This is a genomic window from Leptotrichia sp. oral taxon 218, from assembly GCF_018128225.1.
Classification (GTDB): Bacteria; Fusobacteriota; Fusobacteriia; order Fusobacteriales; family Leptotrichiaceae; genus Leptotrichia.
In genome coordinates, this window is record NZ_CP072377.1 from 665,810 (window position 1) to 686,897 (window position 21,088).

35 protein-coding genes are annotated in these 21,088 nt (G+C 29.1%); 30 read left to right on the forward strand and 5 right to left on the reverse strand.

Going from position 1 to position 21,088, the window contains the following annotated elements; translation table 11 throughout:
* From J5A73_RS03070 to J5A73_RS03085, 4 genes are all read right to left on the reverse strand, one after another.
* Positions 1–666 carry a YqaJ viral recombinase family protein gene (locus J5A73_RS03070; protein ID WP_211616510.1) on the reverse strand — a complete coding sequence of 222 codons (666 nt, stop codon included), beginning with the start codon at positions 664–666 and terminating at the stop codon, positions 1–3.
* A 2-nt stretch (positions 667–668) separates the two neighbouring features.
* Positions 669–920: a hypothetical protein gene (locus J5A73_RS03075; protein ID WP_211616512.1), complete on the reverse strand. Its 252-nt coding sequence runs from the start codon at positions 918–920 to the stop codon at positions 669–671.
* Positions 907–1,110 carry a hypothetical protein gene (locus J5A73_RS03080; protein ID WP_211616514.1) on the reverse strand — a complete coding sequence of 68 codons (204 nt, stop codon included), beginning with the start codon at positions 1,108–1,110 and terminating at the stop codon, positions 907–909. Before J5A73_RS03080 ends, J5A73_RS03075 begins: the two co-directional genes overlap by 14 nt.
* Positions 1,111–1,556: 446 nt before the next feature.
* On the reverse strand, positions 1,557–1,889 hold the full coding sequence (locus J5A73_RS03085; protein WP_211616516.1) for a hypothetical protein: 333 nt from the start codon (positions 1,887–1,889) through the stop codon (positions 1,557–1,559).
* Between the two features lie 186 nt (positions 1,890–2,075).
* Between J5A73_RS03085 and J5A73_RS03090 the strand changes: the two genes are divergently transcribed.
* The 5 genes from J5A73_RS03090 (at position 2,076) to J5A73_RS03110 (ending at position 5,024) form a co-directional block, all read left to right on the forward strand.
* Complete coding sequence (locus J5A73_RS03090; RefSeq protein ID WP_211616518.1) at positions 2,076–2,498, forward strand: helix-turn-helix domain-containing protein; 423 nt, start codon at positions 2,076–2,078, stop codon at positions 2,496–2,498.
* Between the two features lie 14 nt (positions 2,499–2,512).
* Positions 2,513–4,102, forward strand: a complete 1,590-nt coding sequence (locus J5A73_RS03095; protein ID WP_211616520.1) for a restriction endonuclease — start codon at positions 2,513–2,515, stop codon at positions 4,100–4,102.
* Between the two features lie 71 nt (positions 4,103–4,173).
* Positions 4,174–4,317 carry a YHYH domain-containing protein gene (locus J5A73_RS03100; RefSeq protein ID WP_211616522.1) on the forward strand — a complete coding sequence of 48 codons (144 nt, stop codon included), beginning with the start codon at positions 4,174–4,176 and terminating at the stop codon, positions 4,315–4,317.
* Positions 4,318–4,440: 123 nt separating this feature from the next.
* Positions 4,441–4,662 carry a hypothetical protein gene (locus J5A73_RS03105; protein WP_211616525.1) on the forward strand — a complete coding sequence of 74 codons (222 nt, stop codon included), beginning with the start codon at positions 4,441–4,443 and terminating at the stop codon, positions 4,660–4,662.
* Positions 4,663–4,847: 185 nt separating this feature from the next.
* Positions 4,848–5,024: a hypothetical protein gene (locus tag J5A73_RS03110; RefSeq protein WP_211616527.1), complete on the forward strand. Its 177-nt coding sequence runs from the start codon at positions 4,848–4,850 to the stop codon at positions 5,022–5,024.
* A gap of 1 nt (position 5,025) precedes the next feature.
* Here J5A73_RS03110 and J5A73_RS03115 read toward each other — a convergent pair whose 3' ends face one another.
* Positions 5,026–5,349, reverse strand: a complete 324-nt coding sequence (locus tag J5A73_RS03115; RefSeq protein WP_211616529.1) for a YjcQ family protein — start codon at positions 5,347–5,349, stop codon at positions 5,026–5,028.
* A gap of 193 nt (positions 5,350–5,542) precedes the next feature.
* On the opposite strand from J5A73_RS03115, the gene J5A73_RS03120 reads away from it, so the two are divergent.
* From J5A73_RS03120 to J5A73_RS03235, 25 genes are all read left to right on the forward strand, one after another.
* Entirely contained in the window at positions 5,543–6,448 is a 906-nt protein-coding gene (locus J5A73_RS03120; RefSeq protein ID WP_211616531.1) for a helix-turn-helix domain-containing protein, read from the forward strand.
* A complete protein-coding gene (locus tag J5A73_RS03125) occupies positions 6,441–7,067 on the forward strand; it encodes a hypothetical protein (RefSeq protein WP_211616533.1) in 627 nt (208 codons plus the stop codon). The genes J5A73_RS03120 and J5A73_RS03125 overlap by 8 nt, the downstream gene beginning before the upstream one ends.
* 2 nt (positions 7,068–7,069) lie before the next feature.
* Entirely contained in the window at positions 7,070–8,134 is a 1,065-nt protein-coding gene (locus J5A73_RS03130) for a hypothetical protein (RefSeq protein WP_211616535.1), read from the forward strand.
* Positions 8,134–8,625, forward strand: coding sequence for a Holliday junction resolvase RecU (locus tag J5A73_RS03135; RefSeq protein WP_211616537.1), 492 nt, complete (start codon positions 8,134–8,136; stop codon positions 8,623–8,625). The genes J5A73_RS03130 and J5A73_RS03135 overlap by 1 nt, the downstream gene beginning before the upstream one ends.
* Positions 8,626–8,633: 8 nt before the next feature.
* Entirely contained in the window at positions 8,634–8,936 is a 303-nt protein-coding gene (locus J5A73_RS03140) for a hypothetical protein (RefSeq protein WP_021746823.1), read from the forward strand.
* Positions 8,929–9,375 (forward strand): hypothetical protein, encoded by a 447-nt coding sequence (locus J5A73_RS03145; protein ID WP_211616539.1) that lies wholly within the window; start codon positions 8,929–8,931, stop codon positions 9,373–9,375. The genes J5A73_RS03140 and J5A73_RS03145 overlap by 8 nt, the downstream gene beginning before the upstream one ends.
* 20 nt (positions 9,376–9,395) lie before the next feature.
* Positions 9,396–9,713 carry a putative HNHc nuclease gene (locus J5A73_RS03150; protein WP_211616541.1) on the forward strand — a complete coding sequence of 106 codons (318 nt, stop codon included), beginning with the start codon at positions 9,396–9,398 and terminating at the stop codon, positions 9,711–9,713.
* A complete protein-coding gene (locus J5A73_RS10650; RefSeq protein ID WP_021744351.1) occupies positions 9,710–9,844 on the forward strand; it encodes a hypothetical protein in 135 nt (44 codons plus the stop codon). The genes J5A73_RS03150 and J5A73_RS10650 overlap by 4 nt, the downstream gene beginning before the upstream one ends.
* An 11-nt stretch (positions 9,845–9,855) precedes the next feature.
* Positions 9,856–10,149 carry a hypothetical protein gene (locus tag J5A73_RS03155; RefSeq protein ID WP_211616543.1) on the forward strand — a complete coding sequence of 98 codons (294 nt, stop codon included), beginning with the start codon at positions 9,856–9,858 and terminating at the stop codon, positions 10,147–10,149.
* Positions 10,150–10,228: 79 nt separating this feature from the next.
* Complete coding sequence (locus tag J5A73_RS03160) at positions 10,229–10,912, forward strand: hypothetical protein (RefSeq protein WP_211616545.1); 684 nt, start codon at positions 10,229–10,231, stop codon at positions 10,910–10,912.
* A gap of 60 nt (positions 10,913–10,972) precedes the next feature.
* A complete protein-coding gene (locus tag J5A73_RS03165; protein ID WP_211616547.1) occupies positions 10,973–11,500 on the forward strand; it encodes a sigma factor-like helix-turn-helix DNA-binding protein in 528 nt (175 codons plus the stop codon).
* 161 nt (positions 11,501–11,661) lie between these two features.
* Complete coding sequence (locus tag J5A73_RS03170; RefSeq protein ID WP_211616549.1) at positions 11,662–12,093, forward strand: terminase small subunit; 432 nt, start codon at positions 11,662–11,664, stop codon at positions 12,091–12,093.
* A complete protein-coding gene (locus J5A73_RS03175; RefSeq protein WP_211616551.1) occupies positions 12,083–12,421 on the forward strand; it encodes a phage terminase large subunit in 339 nt (112 codons plus the stop codon). The genes J5A73_RS03170 and J5A73_RS03175 overlap by 11 nt, the downstream gene beginning before the upstream one ends.
* A gap of 136 nt (positions 12,422–12,557) precedes the next feature.
* A complete protein-coding gene (locus tag J5A73_RS03180) occupies positions 12,558–13,037 on the forward strand; it encodes a GIY-YIG nuclease family protein (protein WP_211616553.1) in 480 nt (159 codons plus the stop codon).
* 183 nt (positions 13,038–13,220) lie between these two features.
* On the forward strand, positions 13,221–14,162 hold the full coding sequence (locus J5A73_RS03185; RefSeq protein WP_249069370.1) for a PBSX family phage terminase large subunit: 942 nt from the start codon (positions 13,221–13,223) through the stop codon (positions 14,160–14,162).
* Positions 14,162–15,493: a phage portal protein gene (locus tag J5A73_RS03190; RefSeq protein WP_211616555.1), complete on the forward strand. Its 1,332-nt coding sequence runs from the start codon at positions 14,162–14,164 to the stop codon at positions 15,491–15,493. The genes J5A73_RS03185 and J5A73_RS03190 overlap by 1 nt, the downstream gene beginning before the upstream one ends.
* Complete coding sequence (locus J5A73_RS03195) at positions 15,477–17,003, forward strand: minor capsid protein (protein WP_211616557.1); 1,527 nt, start codon at positions 15,477–15,479, stop codon at positions 17,001–17,003. The genes J5A73_RS03190 and J5A73_RS03195 overlap by 17 nt, the downstream gene beginning before the upstream one ends.
* Positions 16,984–17,223: a hypothetical protein gene (locus J5A73_RS03200; RefSeq protein WP_211616559.1), complete on the forward strand. Its 240-nt coding sequence runs from the start codon at positions 16,984–16,986 to the stop codon at positions 17,221–17,223. The genes J5A73_RS03195 and J5A73_RS03200 overlap by 20 nt, the downstream gene beginning before the upstream one ends.
* Before the next feature lie 94 nt (positions 17,224–17,317).
* Entirely contained in the window at positions 17,318–17,806 is a 489-nt protein-coding gene (locus tag J5A73_RS03205; protein WP_249069372.1) for a DUF4355 domain-containing protein, read from the forward strand.
* A gap of 20 nt (positions 17,807–17,826) precedes the next feature.
* Entirely contained in the window at positions 17,827–18,663 is an 837-nt protein-coding gene (locus J5A73_RS03210) for a hypothetical protein (RefSeq protein WP_211616563.1), read from the forward strand.
* Positions 18,664–18,756: 93 nt separating this feature from the next.
* On the forward strand, positions 18,757–19,329 hold the full coding sequence (locus tag J5A73_RS03215) for a hypothetical protein (RefSeq protein WP_211616565.1): 573 nt from the start codon (positions 18,757–18,759) through the stop codon (positions 19,327–19,329).
* Positions 19,330–19,396: 67 nt separating this feature from the next.
* A complete protein-coding gene (locus J5A73_RS03220) occupies positions 19,397–19,711 on the forward strand; it encodes a hypothetical protein (protein ID WP_211616567.1) in 315 nt (104 codons plus the stop codon).
* Between the two features lie 12 nt (positions 19,712–19,723).
* Entirely contained in the window at positions 19,724–20,074 is a 351-nt protein-coding gene (locus J5A73_RS03225) for a hypothetical protein (protein WP_211616569.1), read from the forward strand.
* A complete protein-coding gene (locus tag J5A73_RS03230) occupies positions 20,064–20,438 on the forward strand; it encodes an HK97 gp10 family phage protein (protein WP_211616571.1) in 375 nt (124 codons plus the stop codon). The genes J5A73_RS03225 and J5A73_RS03230 overlap by 11 nt, the downstream gene beginning before the upstream one ends.
* 2 nt (positions 20,439–20,440) lie before the next feature.
* The gene (locus J5A73_RS03235) at positions 20,441–21,079 is read left to right on the forward strand and encodes a DUF6838 family protein (RefSeq protein WP_211616573.1); all 639 of its coding nucleotides are present in this window, start codon (positions 20,441–20,443) and stop codon (positions 21,077–21,079) included.
* Positions 21,080–21,088 lie beyond the last annotated feature (9 nt).

The following is a 21,088-nucleotide window of genomic DNA, read 5'->3' on the forward strand; positions in this document are numbered from 1 at the left end:
TTAACCTCCATAAGTTTTTATCATTCTTGGTTTTGTATCATTTACAACACATTTCCAAAATTCGATTTCTTTATTTAAAAGTTCTTTTATTTCTTCTTCCCAATCTACCCTATTTACAACTATCGTCTGCAATCTTTTATCCAAGTCGAATGGTGTAGAATTTTCATTTTTAAAACATTCAAATTTTATTTCAGCAACCAATACAGCGTATTCATAACCAGTTACTAAAAAGTAATGTAAAATTTGATATAAATAGCTTTCAGGAATGTTATTTTGCCATTCTTCTACATATTTATTCCATTTGTTAATTGTAGTCGTCTTTATTTCCAGTATTCCTTTTTTATCCTCATAAATAATTTCTCCATCTAAATTAGCCCGTATGAAGTCATATTTTGGATGTACATACATTTTATTGACTTCCAGAATATCCTTGTCAGGATTGTCTATTTTATACGAATAAAATATGTTTTTTTCCAAATCTTTACCCCTTTGAGCTGCTGGACTAGTAAATTTTTCATTTACTCTTCCAGTTTTATCATTCCAAACATCAATAATGTTTTTATATTTATTTTTACCCATTATTGCGCCTGCGTCACTTCCACCAATGCCTTTTTTTCTAATACTAAGCCACTCTTCTTCATTAGAGTAGCTTATTTTTTTATACATTTTCATACCAACTCCTCTATTTTTTTTATTATTTCGTCTAATTCTTCAAAGACATTTTTTTTATAAAATCTAATTCTTTTTTTAAAAAATACCTCTGTTGAATTTTCCCAGCCATTTTTATATATACTTATTTCTAGCCACTCAACATGACCAGAAAACGCTAAAAAAATCGTGTTTTTGTTTTTTTCACTTTTAATAAGTGCTAAATTCATTATTTTTATAACTCTTTCTTTCAAAATATTATCTAATTTCATTTTTATTTCCACCTTTCGCTTTTTTAATTTCTTTAGCCATTTTTGGTGCTAAAAAAAGCACTATCCAACACAACGGTGGTATAAGTACCTCTCCACCAAAAGCATTGTATCCTCGCTCTATTTGAGCATATCTATAAGCTAATATTGTTAATGCAATTGTTACTATTATTTTTATTGTATTTTTAATCATTTTTATCCTCCTATTTTTTTGAACTCCAGCATTTTATTTGAAAAGTTTTTAAAGAAAAGATTTTAACTTACCTTTTACTGATTTGATTAGACTGCTTTTGTCCATTGCTTAAAGATTTAATAGTGCTGTCTGCTTGAATAAATATATAAATACAGAAAGGAGGTGCTCTGCCGTGTGCAGTAGCAAATAACTTCGCAAACAGCGCAATCAAATCTTTAAATTTTAGCAAGAGGACGCACATAGGAATAAACTATTGTGTATCCTCTTTTAATATTTAACTGTCATTGTCCAAGATAACTAATATCTTATCCAAACTCACTAACTATCGCTAATGAGCTTGTTAAAACATCAATTACTTTTTAAATAATTTTTTTATTCTGTTCACTAACTTTTTGCTGTTTTCTTTTCTCACTTTACTGCTGTTATCATTTACTATTTTTAATGCTTCAAATTTCATTTTCTTTACCTCCTACTTTCATCTTAAAATAATTTATTCTCGTTTCCCCTGTGTCATACCAGTCGATTCCGCCATTACAGTCTTTGTAAGGTACACTGACTTCCTCTTCCTCTTCAAAGCTGTAATTCTTGAAACATTCTTTTATAACTTTCTGTTCTTCTGAATCCCATCCATTTTCTGCAAATTCTTGCAGAGTTTCTTCTAATTGTTCATCAGTAAATTCAATTGTACCTTCATCGTAATTTTTCACGAAAGTACCGTCTGCAATCTGTCTCTGTATTTCGTCAGAGACAATATCTTTTATTTCTTTTAGTTCTATCATTTTAATCATCTCCTATTATTTTATCCGTTTTAAACGGATTAGTGTTGTAAAAAAAATTAAAGAGCCTTTTTATCAATCTTACAAATATATTATATCCGATAAAATCGGAAATGTCAAGATTTTTTTGATTTTTTTAAAAAAAATAAAGTATAATATATTAAAGAGCCTTATAGAATGGAGAGAATTATGGAAACTTTAGGTATAACTTTGAAAAAATTAAGAGAAAGTAGAAATTTAACAATTACTGAACTTGCGGCTAAAGCAGGATTAGGGAGAGGGACGATAGGAGATATTGAAACAGGAAAAAATAAATCTACAATTGCTACAGTAGATACATTATCTAAAGCATTAAGTTTGAATAAAAAAGAAAGAGAACAAATATTTGCTAGTATGTTACCTAAAGATATTGGAAAAAGATTATTAGGTGATCACAGTGATGAATTTTTAGATGGACTTTTGGAACTTTTGAAATTAGTAGAAGTTGAAGAACAAAAAAATATTTTAAATCTTATAACCGAAAAAGTGGAATATTTAAGTTTAAAAAATGGGAATTACAAACAAGTTGAAGGATTAATTAAAGAAGTAAAAGAAAAAATAAATGAATTATAAAAGAAAGGGATAATATGGCAAGACGCGGAAAAAGTTTTACTACTATTTTAAAACAGGCTGCACGTGAGGCGGAAAAAAGTAGAAAACGTGCAGAAAGAGAACGAGTTCAAAAATTAAATGCAATGAGGAGGGAACAAACAAAAGCTGAAAAAGAATACCAAAAACAATTACAGAAAGAATATGTAGAGGGTAATCAAAATTATGCTAAAACAATGAAAGAAAATGCTGAAAATCAACGCAATACTTTTTTAAAAATAGCTAATCACATACATATAAAAAATAAAATTAGTTTGTTGGATCAGATTAGAGAAGATACATTCAATGAAAAACGTCCAGAAAAATCTGTTAAAATTGTATTTCCCAAACCAGAATACAAAGAAACTTTTATATCAAAAATAATTCCTTCAGTTAAGAGAAAGAAAAAAATGCAATATGAAAAAGAATTGAGAGAATGGAAAGTGAAATGTGAAGGCGCTAAAGCTGCAAATGAAGAAAATTTGAAAGCCTTTAACGAAGAATTGGAAAATTGGAAAAAGAGAAAAATTAGTTTTTACGATGAACGTGAAAAATACAACAAAAGTATTGAAGAACTAAATGATAGATATAATAAAAACGAACAAGAGGCAATTGAAGAATATTTTGAATTAGTCTTAGATGCGATAGAATTTCCATACGAAGGTTTGGAGGGAGATTATGATTTAGAGTATAACGAGTTAAGTAAAATATTAGTGTTAGATTATGTTTTACCAAATATAGATGTGATACCAGATTTAAAAAATATGACTTATGTAAAATCACGAGATGAATTTAATGAGACGTATATAACTGAAAAGCAAAAAGAAAAAGTGTATAATGAATTATTATATGGATTAGTTTTAAAAATTGTAGAAATATTATATTCAAAAGTTGAAAATGATAGCGTGAAATCAATAGTATTTAATGGTTGGATAGAAAATATAAATAAAGCAACTGGAAATGAACAAAGCTTTTGTTTATTAAGTCTACAAACTAAAAAAGAGAATTTTGATGTTATAAATTTAGAACAAGTTGATTATAAAACTTGTTTTAGAAAATTAAAAGGTATTTCAAAACCTAACTTAAATGACTTAGTTCCTGTTGCCCCAATATTGAATATAAATACAGAAGATAAAAGATTTATTGATAATGTTGAAATAGGTGATAAAATAGAGGGAATAAATATAGCAAATATTGATTGGAAAGATTTTGAACACTTAATAAGAGAATTGTTTCAAAAAGAATTTGAAAATGATGGAGTAGAAGTAAAAACTACACAAGCAAGCAGAGATGGTGGAGTTGATGCAATAATGTTTGACCCTGATCCAATTAAAGGTGGAAAATACATAATACAAGCAAAAAGATATAACAATTTAGTAGGAATATCAGCAGTTCGAGATTTATATGGAGCAGTTCATAATGAAGGGGCTACAAAAGGTATTTTAGTTACTACATCAGATTTTGGAGCGGATTCTTATGAATTTGTCAAAGATAAACCTTTGACCTTGATAAATGGAAGTAATTTATTAAGTTTATTACAAAAACATAATTACAAAAATGTAAGAATTGATTTGAAAGAAGGGAAATAAAGTATTTACTAAATTTTTTAATATAAATAAGGGGTTAATTTTGGTTCATTAAATTATTGGAAGAAGGATAAATGGTGAACCGAAAAGTTGTATTTATCTTATTAGCAACATTTTTACTATCGACTGTAAGTTTTGCACATAAAGGAAGAACGAATAGTAAAGGTTGCCACACAAATCGTAAAACAGGTGAATATCATTGTCATAAGAAAAAATAATATTTTTAGAAGAGCTTTTAAAAAGGCTCTTTTTTTGTTAAAAAGAAATGAAAAAATATTTCTTTAAAAAACAACTTGACATTTCCGATTTTATCGGATAAAATAAATTAGAGGTGAGTAGAAATGAAAGAAAAGAAAAAAATAGCAACAGATATTTATTCAAAAATAAATATTACTCTTAAAAGAGAAAAGTTATCACAGAAAGTTATAGCTAGCAAAATAAATATGACTCCACAAACTTTCTCCGATAATATGATGAGGTTAGCGAATGGTAATTTCCCTAAATTAGATTTTTTAATAGATATTCAACGTGAATTGAAAATTGATTTAGGGTTAAATTTTTAACCATTAATTACGATTAAATCGGAATTAATTAATTTTTTTTGCGTTAATAATTTTTCTTAACAATTCAATAATTTCTTTTAATTTTTCATCATTATTTTCCATAATAATTACTCCTTTCATTAAAGATGTAATTATTTTAATAATGTTTGACTTGATGATTCAAAAGAAAAAGAAGGAGGCACGAGGTGGACGAGAAAATAAATTGTTATGATTATAATGACAGAATTGACAAAGTAAGGGAACTTACAAAAGAATTTAGAGAAATTATAAAGAAAAAATTCCCAGAAATAACGGAAATAGATGTTGAATTAATAACCGAAACACTGGGAATTGAATTGAAACATTATTTTAGGAAATTTTAAATTACATACCAGGAACCCATTCTTTGGCTTCTTTAAGCATTTTATATGCTTTTTTCATAGCGGTGTTATTTTCTAGAAAATCCATACCGTCTAAAGTCAATCTGGGATTATTGATACTGATATGTATATGACCACTTATTGAAGTTATTGTTGAAATGCCTGTTATATAATTTTTTTCTTTGAGTTGTTCTAACATTAAAATTAGTCTTCTTTCAGAAATGCCTAATTTTTTTAAGTTTAGAGTTTCATCAAAATTAAAATTATTTTCTTCGTAAGCAACATCAATAGCTTTTAATATCCTAAAAATAGTTGTATCTAAGAACATTGAAAAACACCTCCTTTCTTGTGGATTTAATTTTATTTGGCGATATTATTATAACTCAAAAGGAGAGAAAATTTAAGCAACAAAAAAAGCACTCCGAAGAGTGCTAGGAAAGAAGAAATTTAAAAATACTATATCTTGTGTTAATTATAATATAAATTTGATAAAAACACAAGATATATGGAGAGGAAAGAAAATGGCAACTTTTAGAGTAAATAAAACAAGTGATTATACAGTAATATCAAATCATCATTTAAGAGAAAAAGGAATGAGCTTAAAGGCAAAAGGGCTTTTGACTTTAATGTTGAGTCTACCAGAAAATTGGGATTATTCAATTTCAGGATTAGCTTCGATATGTGCCGAAAATGAAACCGCTATAAAAACAGGGTTGAATGAGCTAAAAAAATTTGGGTATTTAAGAATATCTAAAATATTTCCAAATAAAAAACGTGGAAATAAAAAAATAGAATATGTTTATGAAATTTTTGAAAAACCTCTTAAAGAAGATAAAAGACAAAAAGAACAAAAAACAGAAGAACAAACGTTAGAAAGTCAAGTGGTAGAAAATCAAGGTGTAGAAAATCTATCCCTAGAAAGTCAAGCGGTAGAAAATCAAGGACAATTAAATACTAAAGAATTAAATACTAAAGAATTAAATACTAAAGAAGTAAGTACTAAAGAATATACATATGTGAAAAATGAATTTTCACGAGTGTGTGAAGAAATAAAAAATAACTGGATAAAAATTGCTCATGAATATAAATTGTCAGGTATACAATTAAAAATAACTGACAATCGAAAGAGAGCTATTAACAATTTGCTAAAAGAGTATTCGCTGGAAGAAATGTTACGGGCTATGGGAAAAATCCGTACATCTAATTTCTTGCAAGGAAACAATAAAACAGGGTGGCAAATATCATTCGACTGGTTTACTAACAAATCGAATTTTTTAAAAGTGCTTGAAGGAAATTATGACGATAAAGCAGGTATTAATAATTCTGAAAAAGAAAAAAAATCCAAAAATTATCAAGAAAAAGACTTTGTTGGAGTAACTGACGAAAGCATTGCGAATTTATTAGGAGGATTGACGGGAAATGAATAATCAAGAATTTAACGAAGTATTTAAACTGCTTTTAGCGGCTTATCCAAATACAAAAAATATTGAGGACTTAGCCACAATTTATTTTTTGACGATTGCAAATGAGTTGACTAAAAAAGAATTTGCAGAAGCGGTTGTTAAAATTTTGAAAACTAGAAAAAGCGGATTTATACCACAACCGGCAGAGATTTTGGAAGTTGCAAAAAAAACTGCTAACATCGAACATCAAGTGATTCTAGCTAAAAAAATGCTTAAAAGAGCTATTGAAAAGGTTGGAAGAACTGGAATGATAGCGTTTGAAGACAAAGGAGTACAAGCTGTTGTTGATTATGCTAGTTGGTTGAGACTTTGTGATATGAGTGAAACTGAGTTTGATAATTTTATGAATTGGGAATTTGAAAAAATCTACAAGGAATTTATGAAAAATCCATATAGTGTTCCTGAATATTTTCGAGGTTCTCAACCGTTAATTGGACAAACAAAGCCAAAATTATTTACATATGCGATGATTGGAATTAGAAATAACGAAAACTTTATTCCGTTGGAATATAATGCGAAAAAAGAAACAGAGAATAAATTGAGTTACAAAAGTTTAAAGGAAAAAATGTTGATAGGAGGATAAAAATGTTAGGAAATAACATAGTAGACTATATGATAAATAATTGTAAAGGAGCATACAATTTAGAAAATGCGAAATTAATTAAAAAGAATGTGGAAGACAAGAAAGTTCAGTTTGTTTTTAAAAGAAGTGATTTAAAATTAAATATTGAGTTTGCAAATGATAAAATTTCAGGAATTATATATAATAATTTCTTAACTGATTCACAAAGGGAAAATGTAACAGAATCTGAATATTGCACAAGATTGAATGAAATGCTTGAAATAACAGATATTGATGATATGAATAAACTTGATGAAATTTCAAGAAATATCATCAAAAAAATAAATTCAGAAAAGTTATTTGGAGAAAATCCAAAGGAATTGTTGCTAAATCAGGAGAATAGAGAAAAACTTGTAAAAATAAAAAGATTTTTCGGAGCAGAGCCACAACTGCTGAAACTTTATGAAGAAATTGAAGAGCTACAAACAGCATATAGAAATTACAGAAAAACATTTTACAAGGACGAACAAAATCTAATTGAAGAAATAGCCGACTGCTTTGTTGTAGCTTTACAAATAAACAAGGTGAAAATGGTAAAGAATGTTATCAAAGGCTTGATTGACAACACTAAAATATTCAAGAGTGAAATGATTGAAAAAATCATAAGAATGGTTAAGTTTAAAATCAATCGTACAGTTGAAAGAATTGAAAGTGGGCAATATGGAACATATAAAATTGAATATAAAGTCACTAGAGCTACACAGGAAGTCATCAGCGAAAAAAAAGAGGTTGAGGCAGTAAATTCTCCAGCAAAATCATTTAGCATTGCAGAAAGCAAGAAACATAGCCGTGAGGAAAAAGAAAAAACAAAAAAAGAGAACAAGGTTTTTGAATTTGTGAAAAAGAATGAGCCATATTACTATAGGTCAAAAGAGGTGCACTCTGGTACAAAAATACATCCAACTGAATGTACAGAAATAGTGAGAGAATTGATTGACGAGGGGAAAATAACAGTTATAAAAAAAGGGAGAGACGGTATATACGGAGCAACACTTACAACCGTTCAGGAAGCAGAGGTAACTGAGTAATGGCAATAAATGCAGGGAAAAAATTTGAAAACGACTTTAAGAATAGCGTTAATACAGATGAAATATTTTTACATAGATTCAAGGATGGAACAACAGGAACTGTAAATGGACAGATGATCAGATTCAAAAATAAAAACTTGTGTGATTTTTTACTTTTCAAGAACGGCTTGCTTGTCCTTGCTGAGTTAAAATCCTTTTTAGGTAAATCAATGCCATTCACAAATATAAAGAACACAATTGATGAACAGCAGACGTTTTTGTACAATTTACGGCTTGAGGCAAAGAAAAATAATGTAAAAGCATATCTGATATTAAACTTTAGGGATTTGTCAGAGACGTATGCAATAGATATTCATAATTTTGATGAATTTTACAAAATGACAAATAAAAAAAGTATCAGCATAGATGAAGCAAGACAACTGGGAAAGCAGTTATCTCAACAAAAGAAAAGAACAAGATACAGATATGAAATTAGTGATTTATTCAATTAGGAGGAATAATGGGTAAAAGATTAGCGAAAAATAGAGTTAGAAGTATTTTAGAAGAATATCCAGAAACACGGAATGCTGAAAATCCCGACACATATGTTATGTGCTTAATATTGGTTGAGGACGGGATAATAACACAGGATCAGGCGGCAAAGATATATGACGGATATTCAATTAACAACATAGTTAAAAGTCGTCAAAAAATTCAAAATTCAGACAAGGAATACGAGCCAAATGAGGAAACTAAAAAGAAAAGGTTTGTAGGATATATGAATTTTAGACATGCCTGGCGGAAAGGGAACTTGGATGTCTAAGAGAATGAGTAGGGAAAATCAAAAATTAATTTACTGGTTCATAGACTGCTACGCTTATCATCTGAAAGGTGTAGACATAAATTGGCAGACTAGCAAGCAAAATCCTGCCATTTCCGATTATTTTTTATACAAAGCAAAGGAAGACTTGAAAAAACTTTATATCAGGCACAGTGGCAAGAATATAAAGGGATATGAGCCTTTCAGAAATATGGAGAGCAAGCTAAAAGACAGAATTGGAGATATAATTGACAAGAATTATACGAAAGAGAGCAAAATTAATATAATCACAAATGATTTAATGGATTTTGTAACTGATGAGATTCAGTTGCTATTCATCAAACTAAATGATACTTTTAGCTTGGCACTTAAATTAATGAGCAATACTGAAGCTGTGGCATTTACTAATTTTCTGTTTGACTATTTTTACAGAATGATATAGCAATGTGGGAAGAAATGCAAATGTTATATAAACAGCAGAATGAAGAAAAATATATTTATACGAAATTAAAATATAAACGTTGTGCGGTATGCAATGGAACTCCAGTTGACTTTGAACATTGGCAGTCGGCTGGAAGTTTGGGAGGTTATGCGAATGATAGAGGACAGGGAAGATATATTTCACTTTGTAGACAACACCATACCGAAAAGCACGATATTGGAGTGGAAGCATTTGAAAGAAAGTATGATGTGAGGGGTATTTGTTTGGGTGATGAACAGATAAAAGAATTGAAGAAAATTTATAAAAATCATTTTAAGGCGTTTAAAGGAGAGATATGAAAAATAAAGATAGAATGCAGTTTAATTTAAAAAACTGGAGAAAATTAAATTGGAGCTTATGGAACAAGGAAGATGAAAATAAAGCAAGTTTTGAAAAAATATTGAATAAAGACAAGTATAAAAAGAAATAGGAGAAATCAAAATGGGGAAAATGTTATTAGGAATTGCAATATTAGGATTGTTAGGAAGTTGTAATAATAAAAAATTGATTTCAGATTGTGAAAATTATAAAGTTGCAGATAAATACGAAAGAAAAGAAATTTTTATAACAAATCAATATGCTGGGAAAATAAATAGTAGTCCCTTGTACATCCCAGTACCACAAACATCTGTATATTATTATATAACTTTTGAAAATAGCAACACTTATTCAATCGGACAATCCAAATATAGATTAGTGAATGTTGGAGAAAAAATTAAAGAATGTAAATTTTAGAAAAAATTGGACAATGACAGTTGAATATTTTTGATTTTAGGGTATAACTTATATTATTATATTATACTTAGGAGGAGTTATGGAAAAAAGATATGTTTATATTTTTGTTAAAAAATTTGGATCAAATGGAAAACAAGAACTAGAAAAATTTATATTAGATACAGGAGTTTTATATCAAGAATTTGCTAAAAATAAAAATAGATATGCTTTAAATTCAGAACAATTAATAAAGGCTATAAAAAAAGATTGGATAAACGATTTTGATATATTGAATGAAAAGGAATATATAGGTGAATTTGTTGCAAGTGGAGAATCTGTTATAAATTCAAGGATGAGTTTAGAAGAAAGAAAAGAAATAATAAAAGAGGAATTTGAAAAAATGGATAAAAATATGGAATTATATGTATCAGATCCATTTATTTTTGGAAATTACAGTACTATGGAAGAAAGTTTGGAATATTTAAAGGTTATTTTTGAAACATTGAAGCCTTCAAAAATAAATATATATTATAAAACTAATATAGAAACAAATAAAAGATTTATATTGAATAAAATAAAAGAATTTTGTGGATATGGAGATGATACAAACAATATAATATGTAAAAATAACAATGAAATACATGATAGGTTTTACATAACTAATAATACAGGAAAGTGTTTAGGGACATCAATATCAGGAATACATAACAAATTATTTTTAATAAGCAATATTGAGCGTCAAGATATTCAAGATATAAAAGAATTTCTTGATACAATTGAATAAATCGTAAAAAAGATCAAATAAAATTGATCTTTTTTATTGCAAAAATAGAAAGGAAGTAAAATGAACGAAAAGGATATAGACAGAATAGCAGATAAAATAATAGAAAGAATGAAAAATGAAAAAGAAATAAAAACCGAAAAACAACTAACACCATTTCAAAAGACAGAGAAGTTATTATCTGAATTATCTTTGCTGAAAGGTGCTATTGATTCTAAAAATATGCTTATAGAGGATTTGAAGAAAGAGGGAATATCAATTCAGAAAAGAGAAACTGGAGTTAATGTGCAGTCTAGTAAAGTATATCTATCAGAATTAGAAAAGGTTGAAAATAGAATTGAAAAATTACAGGAAGAAATTACAAGGATAGAAAACGTTGTTAATATGGTTGAAAGGGCTTTGGATACGATTAGGAACGATAAATATTATAATATAATTGAGATGAAATACTTTGAAGATTTGACTTTTGAAAATATAGCTGAAAAATTAAACATAAGTGTAAGAACAGCAAAAAGACATAAAAACTTTATGATTAGGCAACTGCAGATAATTATTTTTTCAGATGATGTGTTAAAAAGTATATTAAATTAAAAATTGGCACTTTTTTGGCATTGTATATAATTTTTAATATGTTATAATATGTCAAGATGAAAGAGTATGAGTTGAGTACTTATTATTGGATCCTTGATTTATATAAGGACAAGACAGTTTAAAAGCTGTCTTTTTTTTGTTACAAAAAGGAGGAGGTAGCATTGAAATTAAATGCAAGGCAGAAGTCTTTTTGTGAGTTTTATGTAGCTAGTGGAAATGCTACTGAATCCGCAATAAAGGCTGGGTATAAAGAAAAGTATGCAGGTGTAAATGCTGATAAATTACTAAAAAATACTAATGTTTCTAAATATATAAAAAAGATAATGGAAGAACATGCAAATAATAGAATAGCTAAAGCTGAAGAGATACTGGAGTTCTTAACTGCAACTTTAAGAGGAGAAGTAACTGAAGAAGTAGTAGTGGGAGGATTTGGAAAATCAGCGACAGAAAAAATAATTAAAAATGTAGATTTAAAAGACAGGTTAAAAGCAGCGGAACTACTTGGTAAACGATATAGACTGTTTACTGATAAAGTTGAAGTTGAAGGAGTTGTGCCTGTTATGATTGTAGGTGAGAGCGAACTTGAAGAGTAAAAAGATAAGACTTCCTGATTTAGTCGGAAAAGGATACAGAGATTTTTGGAACTTTAAAGGAAGATACAGAGTCTGTAAAGGGAGTCGTGGGAGTAAAAAAAGCAAGACAACTGCATTATTTTTTATTTATTCAATGATGAAATATCCTGGGGCAAACTTGCTTGTGGTAAGAAAAGTTTATCGGACGTTAAAGGATAGCTGCTTTACAGACTTGAAATGGGCTATAAACAGGCTTAAAGTAAACGATTACTGGAGTATCAAAGAAAGTCCGTTGGAGATAACTTATATTCCTACTGGGCAGAAAATATTATTTAGAGGGTTAAACTGAAAACAGCTCTCTTAAAACTCATCTAATTCATGGGAAACCGAAACGTAAAGACGTCGGCAATCATGAGCGAAGATAAATTGACAAAAATTATAAAAAGGTGTATAATGACCCTAGAAATAAATAGGAGGGAAATTATATGTATATTGTTTATTTGTTCAAAGAAAAAGAAACTAATGAAGTAATTTATGTTGGAAGTACATCAAGACCTATTGTAAGGTTAAAAGAGCATAAACAACAATTATTGGGAATGAAACCTCAAAATGCCATTCACAGATATATGACAGAAAAAAAATTAAAATTATATGATGATGTGGAAGTTGTTTTTACGAAAGAGTGCAGAAATAAAGAAGAGCTGTTAAGATGGGAAGAAAAATATTACTATAAATATTTAAAAACGTTAAAAAACGACAGACCTGCGGAAAACAGAAGTGGTGTGTATAACCCAAGACGCAGAAAAGTTAAATGTTTAAATGACGGTAATATTTTTAAAACGGTAACTGAGTGTGCGGCTTTTTATAAAAAAGGAAGAACAACAATAAGCAATGTGTTAATTAAAGAAAAACCATATACCTTAATAAATAATGAAAAATATTATTTTGAATATGTTAATTTATAACGTGCAACGACTATCGAAAGCAGAGAAAGACCTGCCAATTTAGCAGGTCTTTTTTTAGTTAGTAGAGTAGGGCTTAAGCAAGCTCGAAACGGTGAGAACAAATAAAAGAATTTGTTAAGATATAGTCTGAACTTTATGGAAACATAAAGAGTATATATGGAAGCGATATATACGTAACAAAATGTGGACGATCCGCTTAAAGTTACTTCAATAACAGTTGAAACTGGAAATCTATGCTGGGCGTGGATTGAGGAAGCCTATGAGATAAACAAGGAGCAGGATTTTAATATGCTTGACGAAAGTATAAGAGGTACTGTTGAAGAGCCTTTATATAAGCAGATTACACTCACGTTTAACCCTTGGAACGAACTGCACTGGCTCAAAAAAAGATTTTTTGATGTTGAAGACGAAAATATAATGGCAAAGACAACCAACTACATGTGTAATGAATGGCTTGACGACAGTGACAAGAAACTGTTTGAGGATATGAAGAAAAACAACCCTAGACGTTATCAAGTGGCAGGGCTTGGCAACTGGGGGATTGTTGAAGGGCTTGTTTATGAAAATTGGAGAGAGTTGGAATTTGATTGGAGAGAAATTTTAAATAAAAGACAAAAAGCAAAAGCAGTATTTGGGTTAGATTTTGGATATACGAATGACCCTGCTGCTTTTTTTTGCGGGATAATGGACCAGGAACAAAAAGAAATTTATGTTTTTGATGAAATATATCAAAAACGGATGCAAAATACAGTTATTTACAGAAGCATAGAAAAACTCGGGTTCAGGAAGGAAATAATAACTGCCGACAGTGAGGAACCAAAGAGTATAGAACATTTAAGAAGCTTGGGATTGACTAGGATAAAAGCATCTAAAAAAGGGAAAGATAGTATAAATGCTGGAATACAGTTTATTCAGGATTTTAAAATTTTTATTCATCCAAGGTGTGTAAATTTTTTAACAGAGATATCTAATTATGCTTGGGATAAAGATAAATTTGGAAAAGCAGTAAATAAACCGATAGATGACTTTAATCATTTAATGGATGCCATGAGATATGCACTTGAGGATTATATGAGAAATAATCGGATGAAGACAATTAATAAAAATATATTGGGGGTGAGATAATGGAAATAAAAATTTTGGAAAAAGCGTTATGGGACTTTTTAGTGAATGATTTAGCACGGCTACAAAAACTGGAAGACTATTATGTTGGTAGACATAAAATATTGGAAAAACCTAATAGGTTGAAGGAGAAACCAGATAGTAAACTTATCCATAATTTTCCAGGCTATATAACTACGATAGCAACAGCTTATTTTATTGGGAAAAATATCAATTATAAGTTGTTGGAAGATAATTTGACTAATGAGTACGAGATGGTTGGAAAATATTTAGCAACGGAGGAAGAACAGCAGTGTAATTATGAGCATGCTGAAAACTGTTCGATTTTTGGGCGGTCGTATGAGTTATGGTATAAAAATATAGATAATACGATAAATTTTAAAACATTGGATCCTCGAGATGTTTTTGTTATTAGAGATAATACGATAGACAAAAATATTAAATATGCGATTCGGTGGAATAAAGAAAAAAATGAAAACAATGAGTATGATTATATTTTGGAGATTTATGATGATAAAACTGTAACTGTCAATACATTTACTTCTGTTATGGATTACAAAGGGATTATACTAACTCCACAGGGGCAAGGCGAAACTAGATTGCACGGATTTAATAAAGTACCAATTATTGAATTTATAAACAATAAAAGGAAACTTGGGGATTTTGAAAAAGTAATAACACTGATTGATGGATATAATGAAGCGGTATCAACTTCATTAGACGATATGAAGGATTTTACAGACGCAATCCTAGTATTGACAAATATGCAAGGAACTGATGAAGAAGATATAGAGAGTTTGAAGAAAAACAAAGTGATGTTATTAGGAGAAAATGGAGAAGCTAACTGGCTAGTAAAAAATATAAACGATACATATTCTCAAAATAATAAAAATAGACTGAACCAGGATATTCATAAATTTTCTTTTATTCCTGATATGCAAGATGAAAATTTTGCTGGAAATAGTTCGGGCGTGGCATTAGGGTATAAATTGTTAGCACTTGAACAACTAACTGCACAAAAAGAAATGTACTTTAAAAAAGCATTAAATGAAAGGCTAGAGTTAATTTTTGATTATTTTGGATTATCATTGAAACCGCTAGATGTTCAAAAAATATTTACAAGAAATACTCCTGAAAATTTGGTTGAACTTTCAACTGTAATAACAAATTTACAAAATGTTGTATCACAAGAAAGTTTAATATCATTATTGCCTTTTATTGAAGATACTGAAGCGGAATTGAAAAAGATTGAAAAAGAAAATCAAATTGAACAACCGTTGGAATATAAAGGATTAAAAAATGAACAGGAAAAAATAGATGAAAAACAAGAATAAAGAATATTGGGAAAAAAGGCAACTTGCACGAGAAGAGTTATCATTTAACAAAGGTACAGAAGCATACAAAGAATATGTAAAAATACTTAGTGAGAGTAAAAAAGGAATAGAGAATAAAATAGCCCAATTATACGCTAAATATCAGCAAGAAGTAACGAAACTAGGTATCGACAAGATTCAAGCGAATAAATTACTCCGTGGTACTGAGTATAAAGAATGGCGACACGATATAGGAAAATATGTAGCGGAAATTGAGAAGTTGAAAAAAAGTAATCCTGTTGAGTTCAGGAAAATGTCAGTTGAACTTGAAACCTTGGCATATAGAAGCCGTATCAGTCGACTGGACAGTTTAAAAGCAGGTGTTGACTATGAACTTATACAGGCAGGGGAGAAAATAAAAGGTAAAGTGACAGATACATTGGCTGATGTTTACGAAGATACTTATACATCATTTGTTGAGGATTTGAATTTTAAAAAAGGTGTAATTAGTAGTAGTACAATAAAAATGGCACTGGAGCAAGAATGGAGTGGGGCTAATTATTCAAGTAGAATATGGAGTAACATTGATAATTTAGCGAAAGCGATAAAGAATGAAGTGATTGTTGGGCTGAATAAAGGTATTAACTATAGAACTATGTCGCAAAATATAGCTAAGAAGTTTGATACAAGTTATAAAAATGCTGAAAGGCTAGTAAGAACTGAAACTGCCCATATACAAAACCAAGCAACGCTTATGGGGTATAAAGATTCTGGAGTTGTTAAGTATGAGTTTTTAGCGGTATTGGATAGTCGAACAAGTCATACTTGTGCTAGTCTTAATGGTGAGGTGTTCAAGACGGAAAATGCAATGGAAGGAGAAAATTATCCGCCAATGCACCCTCGTTGTAGAAGTACAACTGTTCCTTATGAGTATTCAGATGTTTTTTCTGATGAACCTGAAAAAGAAGATTTTGAAAATAATGAAAATGAGGGTATAATCAATAATAATGGTACTGTTTTTGTTGAAGGTGGTAGATACAGAAATATAGGGAATATTAATGCAACGGAGTATAAAGATGAACCGCTGGAATTGTTGCGAAGATATGAACAAAAAATCGTTAAGAAGAGCAAAGAAAATGCGTTAGTAATAGCTAAAAATGGAGATATTTATATTTTGAAAGGAGATGAAAATTCAATACCAAGTCATAAGATGACTAAAATTAATTTTGAAGACGCTTTGTATACTCACAACCATCCTAAAAATAGTAATCACGAGTGGGGATTTAGCAATGATGATTTTAGTTCGTTCACTAATTTGAAATTGAAATATTTAGCTGCAATTGATGAAAAGTATATTCATGAGTTATCAAAAGACATGTTTGAAATGAAAGATATGATGGCGGAGATAATAGCAAAGCAAGGTGACTTACTAGATAAAATGACATTTAAAATCTGGAGAGAACTAAAGCAGTATGAAACAGCAAAAAAAAAGGGATTAAGGTATAGAAGAAATGAAATTAACGGTAGATAGTGAATTATATAAAAACTTTAAAAAATTAAAAGAAGCAGAAGAAAGAGTTAGTACTGCTAAGAATAGCGAGGAGAAAAATTACTTGTATAAGGAATATCTGAGAATGGATAGAGAATTTTTTGAAGAATTGAAATGCTCTGAGGTTGCAAAAGAGATAGGTTTGATTGTTGTACGAGAATTGTATGAATTGTATTTTAGTGATAAAAAATCAAAAGAGTAGTTTAACGACTGCTCTTTTTATTTGTCGTACTGAGGGACATTAAACATCTAGGTAGAAAATAATAGTCGACAGACTTTAAATGGGAGGGACAGTTATGTCAGAAATCACATTTACACAGGAACAAGTAGATGAAATGATTAAAGAAAGAATTGCAAGAGAGAGAAAAAAGTTTGAAAGTGAGAAAAAAGAATTGGAGAGAAAGCACGGTGAAACGATTGAAGATTATGAAACAAGAATCAATAATGCCAATCTTACTGCAGAAGAGAAGTATAATAAGAGCCTTGCTGAACTTCAAAAACAACTTGATACTTCAAATACGGAACTTGCAACATTGAAAACTAATGAGATGAAAAAGGCTATATTAGGGAAATATAAAATTCCAGATAGTTTTTTAGGCAGCATTACTGGAAATACTCAAGAAGAGATTGAAGATAGTGTGAAATCTTTTTCTGAAAATTTATCTAGCTATCTTAAAACACAAAGCGGAGGAACACCAAACTCTTTAAACGGTGGAAGTGAAGGAGAAAAAGATAAAAAAGATATAGGACTTGAAGCATTCGATAAGGTTTTTAGTTCTTTTTAATTTAAAGGAGATGATAGAATATGGCAATGATTTATACTGAATTATTTGCAGACAGAATTGATGAAAGATTTACAAGTGAAGCAGTATCACAGAAAATAGTAAATAATGATTACAGCTTTGTAGGTGCTAAAACTGTAAAAGTTACTTCGATTAATACGGTTGATAATAGGGACTATAACAGAAATACAGGTTATGGAAATGCGGACATTTTACAAAATTCAATCCAAGAAATGACATTAACAAAAGATAGATCTTTTAAAATGCTTTTGGATAAAATGGACGAAGACGAGACAAAAATTAAAGCTGGAGAAGTATTGGCAAGACAATTGAGAGAAAGAGTAATTCCTGAGATTGAGAAATACAGATTTGAAACAATTCTTAAAACCTGTGATACAAAATCACAGACAGTAACAGGACTTGCGGCTAATAACGCTTACAATAAATTTTTAGAAGCACAGGAGAAATTAAATGATGCGGATGTACCTCAAAATAGGATTGCTTATGTTACACCTGAGTTTTTAACAAAATTGAAAAAAGATGACAATTTCATCAAAGCCTCGGATATTGGGCAAAATATAAAAATAAATGGATTAGTAGGAATGGTTGACGGAGCACCGATAGTAAGAGTTACTAAAAAATGGATGGAAATTAAAACAGGAGTAGGTGGAGCTACAACTAAAAATTACGGTTGTTTAATAGGGCACAATTCGGCAACGGTTGGTCCTGTGAAATTAGCTGAATATAGAGTAGTTACAGATTCAGAAAATTATTCAGGAACTTTATTTTTAGGTAGATTTTATTATGACTGTTTTATACTTGATAACAAAGTAAAGGGTCTAGTTGCAATTGAAGCTTAATTTTAAGGATTAAAAAAACAAATAAAACTTTTAAAAATATTATAAATAAAGTATAATATCAATAATTAATTATATCTAGGAGGAATATTTGGTATGAAAAAAATATTTTTATTTATTGCAATTTTATTTGTTTTTTCCTGCGGAGAAAAAAATTCATCTTTAAACTCATCAGAGAATGAGTCTTCAAACTCGACAACAGTTTCAGGAAATACTGAAAATTCATCAATTACAAAAGTAAAAAATGAAAAGTATAGAATTGAAAATATAATAAAAAAAGGGGCGAATTATTATCTTGCTGATATGAAAAAAGTAACAGAGGGTCTGGATAATATATTTTTAGGTGGAGATATTGTCGATATTGATGACTTTTTTGTTCATATAAATAATATGGAAAAAGGATTAAAAAAAGCCTCTGATTATTTTTTAGCAACAGAATGTGAAAAAACAGGAAATACTAATTTTGATTCTAAATGTACTGATCTGTTGAGATTGGCTAACGAAGATTTACAATTAAAACAACAATGGCTAGAACAGGTTAAGGTTATTATGACAAGAAATGGAATTTCGAATAAAGATGCAGACAATTTTGCTAAAAAAACTGATAGTTTTCGTAAAAAAGAAGATGAATTTTTGGAAGAGTTTAAAGAGTTTAAAAAAGAATTTTAATGGGAATTGTAGATAGATCACAGTTATTAATTTAGCTGTGATTTTTTATTTTTAAGAGGTAGTAGAAATGGTTGAATTAATTAATGAAATTTATGAAAAAATAAAAATTATTTCTGATGTAACACCAAATGAAGCAAAGACTAAATTTGCTATTGAGAGCATTGTTCAAGATAGTATTAACTATATGAACCGAGAAGACTTCCCAAGAGAATTGATAACTCCTATAACAAAATATATTTTTAAATATAATTTTGATAAAAATAGAAATATAAAATCTATGAAAAGTGGAGATAGGCAAGTTGAATTTGTAACTGAGTTAAACGATGATGTAGAATTTAGAAAAAGTTTGAATCGTTTTAGAAAACTTGGAGTTATAAAATAAAGGTGGTATGTGATGTTTGAAGATTTTTTTGATACCGATGTGATAGAAGAAGTTAAAAGAAATACAAAAACAAAAACTGAATATGGGCTAACGGATCAAGATTGGAAAGTTGTTTACACTAATATTAAGTGCCAGTTGAGTGCTGGAATTTTAAGAGCTACTGAGACTGGAGTTATAAATAGTTCTAAAAATTCATATAAGATATTTGTTAGTAATGATGTAGAAATAAAGCAGAATGATATTTTGGTTGTAAGTAAAGGCGGAATAAAATATAAATTTAAAGCTAATAAACCTATAAAGTACACTGATTTTTTGGAACATCAGGAGATATCGGTAGAGGAAGTGGAAAAAAATGAAACTTAGTGGTGACTGGGAAAAACTGGCAAAAAAATTAGAGAAGTTAGCTACTGATACTCCACAAAAAGTAGGAATGACACTCAAACAAGTTGCTGAACAAACAATAAAAGAAGTAAAAGAAGAAACACCAGCAGATACTGGTCAATTAAGAATGGGTTGGCATAGGGAAAATGGTGGAAGTTTCAAACAGATGGTTTATAACAATGTGGAGTATGTAAACCATGTTGAATATGGACATAGAGCGGTGTATTTTGGTAAAGATACGGGTGAAGTAGTACCTGGTGTGTTTATGTTAAAGAAAACAATAGAAAAATTAGAACCTATATTTAAAGATGAAATAGGGTCAACAATAAAAGCGGAGTTTGAATAATAATGGAATTTATGGATTTTATAAAAGCCCTGAGCAAAAAAATATACGATTTTACAGATAAAGAAGTTGGAATTGATAATATAAATGTTTTGACTAAACCATGCTATTATATTCAGGTGATTGACTACAAAAATGAGTTTTTTGCAAATTATAAAAAACGGATATTTATTAGCGTAGATATTATGTATATTCCTGAAAATGATGAAAATAATACAATGGAAGTTTATAAAGCGCTTGATGAATTGGATAATATGTTTGAAATTAAAGGTAATAAGATTTTAAAAGTTAAAGATAGATGTCTAACTTTAAAAAATGAGCATACAAAAATGATAGATGGTTTAGGTCATTATATTTTCGATTTAGATTTATTTGATGTGTATGGGACTGATTTAAGAACTTTTGACAATAGTATTGAAACAATAAAAGAGGTGTTGAATAATCCTGACACTGAAGAGATGGAATATGAAATATTAAAAAAATTACAATTATTTGATGAAAAAGGGGAAAAAGTACCGTTATTTGATGAAAATGATAATTTAATTAGTGAAGAAGTGTTTAAAAAATTATCGTTATTTGATAAAAACGGAGTTCCGTTTAATTACAAGATAATGAGAAATTTAAAAATGAAATTAAAGAAATAGGAGAGTGAT

Coding starts and splice junctions, on each gene's coding strand:
- J5A73_RS03070 (WP_211616510.1), bottom strand. CDS start 666: ATGTATAAAAAAATAAGCTACTCTAATGAAGAAGAGTGGCTTAGTATT.
- J5A73_RS03075 (WP_211616512.1), bottom strand. CDS start 920: ATGAAATTAGATAATATTTTGAAAGAAAGAGTTATAAAAATAATGAAT.
- J5A73_RS03080 (WP_211616514.1), bottom strand. CDS start 1,110: ATGATTAAAAATACAATAAAAATAATAGTAACAATTGCATTAACAATA.
- J5A73_RS03085 (WP_211616516.1), bottom strand. CDS start 1,889: ATGATAGAACTAAAAGAAATAAAAGATATTGTCTCTGACGAAATACAG.
- J5A73_RS03090 (WP_211616518.1), top strand. CDS start 2,076: ATGGAAACTTTAGGTATAACTTTGAAAAAATTAAGAGAAAGTAGAAAT.
- J5A73_RS03095 (WP_211616520.1), top strand. CDS start 2,513: ATGGCAAGACGCGGAAAAAGTTTTACTACTATTTTAAAACAGGCTGCA.
- J5A73_RS03100 (WP_211616522.1), top strand. CDS start 4,174: ATGGTGAACCGAAAAGTTGTATTTATCTTATTAGCAACATTTTTACTA.
- J5A73_RS03105 (WP_211616525.1), top strand. CDS start 4,441: ATGAAAGAAAAGAAAAAAATAGCAACAGATATTTATTCAAAAATAAAT.
- J5A73_RS03115 (WP_211616529.1), bottom strand. CDS start 5,349: ATGTTCTTAGATACAACTATTTTTAGGATATTAAAAGCTATTGATGTT.
- J5A73_RS03120 (WP_211616531.1), top strand. CDS start 5,543: ATGGCAACTTTTAGAGTAAATAAAACAAGTGATTATACAGTAATATCA.
- J5A73_RS03125 (WP_211616533.1), top strand. CDS start 6,441: ATGAATAATCAAGAATTTAACGAAGTATTTAAACTGCTTTTAGCGGCT.
- J5A73_RS03130 (WP_211616535.1), top strand. CDS start 7,070: ATGTTAGGAAATAACATAGTAGACTATATGATAAATAATTGTAAAGGA.
- J5A73_RS03135 (WP_211616537.1), top strand. CDS start 8,134: ATGGCAATAAATGCAGGGAAAAAATTTGAAAACGACTTTAAGAATAGC.
- J5A73_RS03140 (WP_021746823.1), top strand. CDS start 8,634: ATGGGTAAAAGATTAGCGAAAAATAGAGTTAGAAGTATTTTAGAAGAA.
- J5A73_RS03145 (WP_211616539.1), top strand. CDS start 8,929: ATGTCTAAGAGAATGAGTAGGGAAAATCAAAAATTAATTTACTGGTTC.
- J5A73_RS03150 (WP_211616541.1), top strand. CDS start 9,396: ATGTTATATAAACAGCAGAATGAAGAAAAATATATTTATACGAAATTA.
- J5A73_RS10650 (WP_021744351.1), top strand. CDS start 9,710: ATGAAAAATAAAGATAGAATGCAGTTTAATTTAAAAAACTGGAGAAAA.
- J5A73_RS03155 (WP_211616543.1), top strand. CDS start 9,856: ATGGGGAAAATGTTATTAGGAATTGCAATATTAGGATTGTTAGGAAGT.
- J5A73_RS03160 (WP_211616545.1), top strand. CDS start 10,229: ATGGAAAAAAGATATGTTTATATTTTTGTTAAAAAATTTGGATCAAAT.
- J5A73_RS03165 (WP_211616547.1), top strand. CDS start 10,973: ATGAACGAAAAGGATATAGACAGAATAGCAGATAAAATAATAGAAAGA.
- J5A73_RS03180 (WP_211616553.1), top strand. CDS start 12,558: ATGTATATTGTTTATTTGTTCAAAGAAAAAGAAACTAATGAAGTAATT.
- J5A73_RS03190 (WP_211616555.1), top strand. CDS start 14,162: ATGGAAATAAAAATTTTGGAAAAAGCGTTATGGGACTTTTTAGTGAAT.
- J5A73_RS03195 (WP_211616557.1), top strand. CDS start 15,477: ATGAAAAACAAGAATAAAGAATATTGGGAAAAAAGGCAACTTGCACGA.
- J5A73_RS03200 (WP_211616559.1), top strand. CDS start 16,984: ATGAAATTAACGGTAGATAGTGAATTATATAAAAACTTTAAAAAATTA.
- J5A73_RS03205 (WP_249069372.1), top strand. CDS start 17,318: ATGTCAGAAATCACATTTACACAGGAACAAGTAGATGAAATGATTAAA.
- J5A73_RS03210 (WP_211616563.1), top strand. CDS start 17,827: ATGGCAATGATTTATACTGAATTATTTGCAGACAGAATTGATGAAAGA.
- J5A73_RS03215 (WP_211616565.1), top strand. CDS start 18,757: ATGAAAAAAATATTTTTATTTATTGCAATTTTATTTGTTTTTTCCTGC.
- J5A73_RS03220 (WP_211616567.1), top strand. CDS start 19,397: ATGGTTGAATTAATTAATGAAATTTATGAAAAAATAAAAATTATTTCT.
- J5A73_RS03225 (WP_211616569.1), top strand. CDS start 19,724: ATGTTTGAAGATTTTTTTGATACCGATGTGATAGAAGAAGTTAAAAGA.
- J5A73_RS03230 (WP_211616571.1), top strand. CDS start 20,064: ATGAAACTTAGTGGTGACTGGGAAAAACTGGCAAAAAAATTAGAGAAG.
- J5A73_RS03235 (WP_211616573.1), top strand. CDS start 20,441: ATGGAATTTATGGATTTTATAAAAGCCCTGAGCAAAAAAATATACGAT.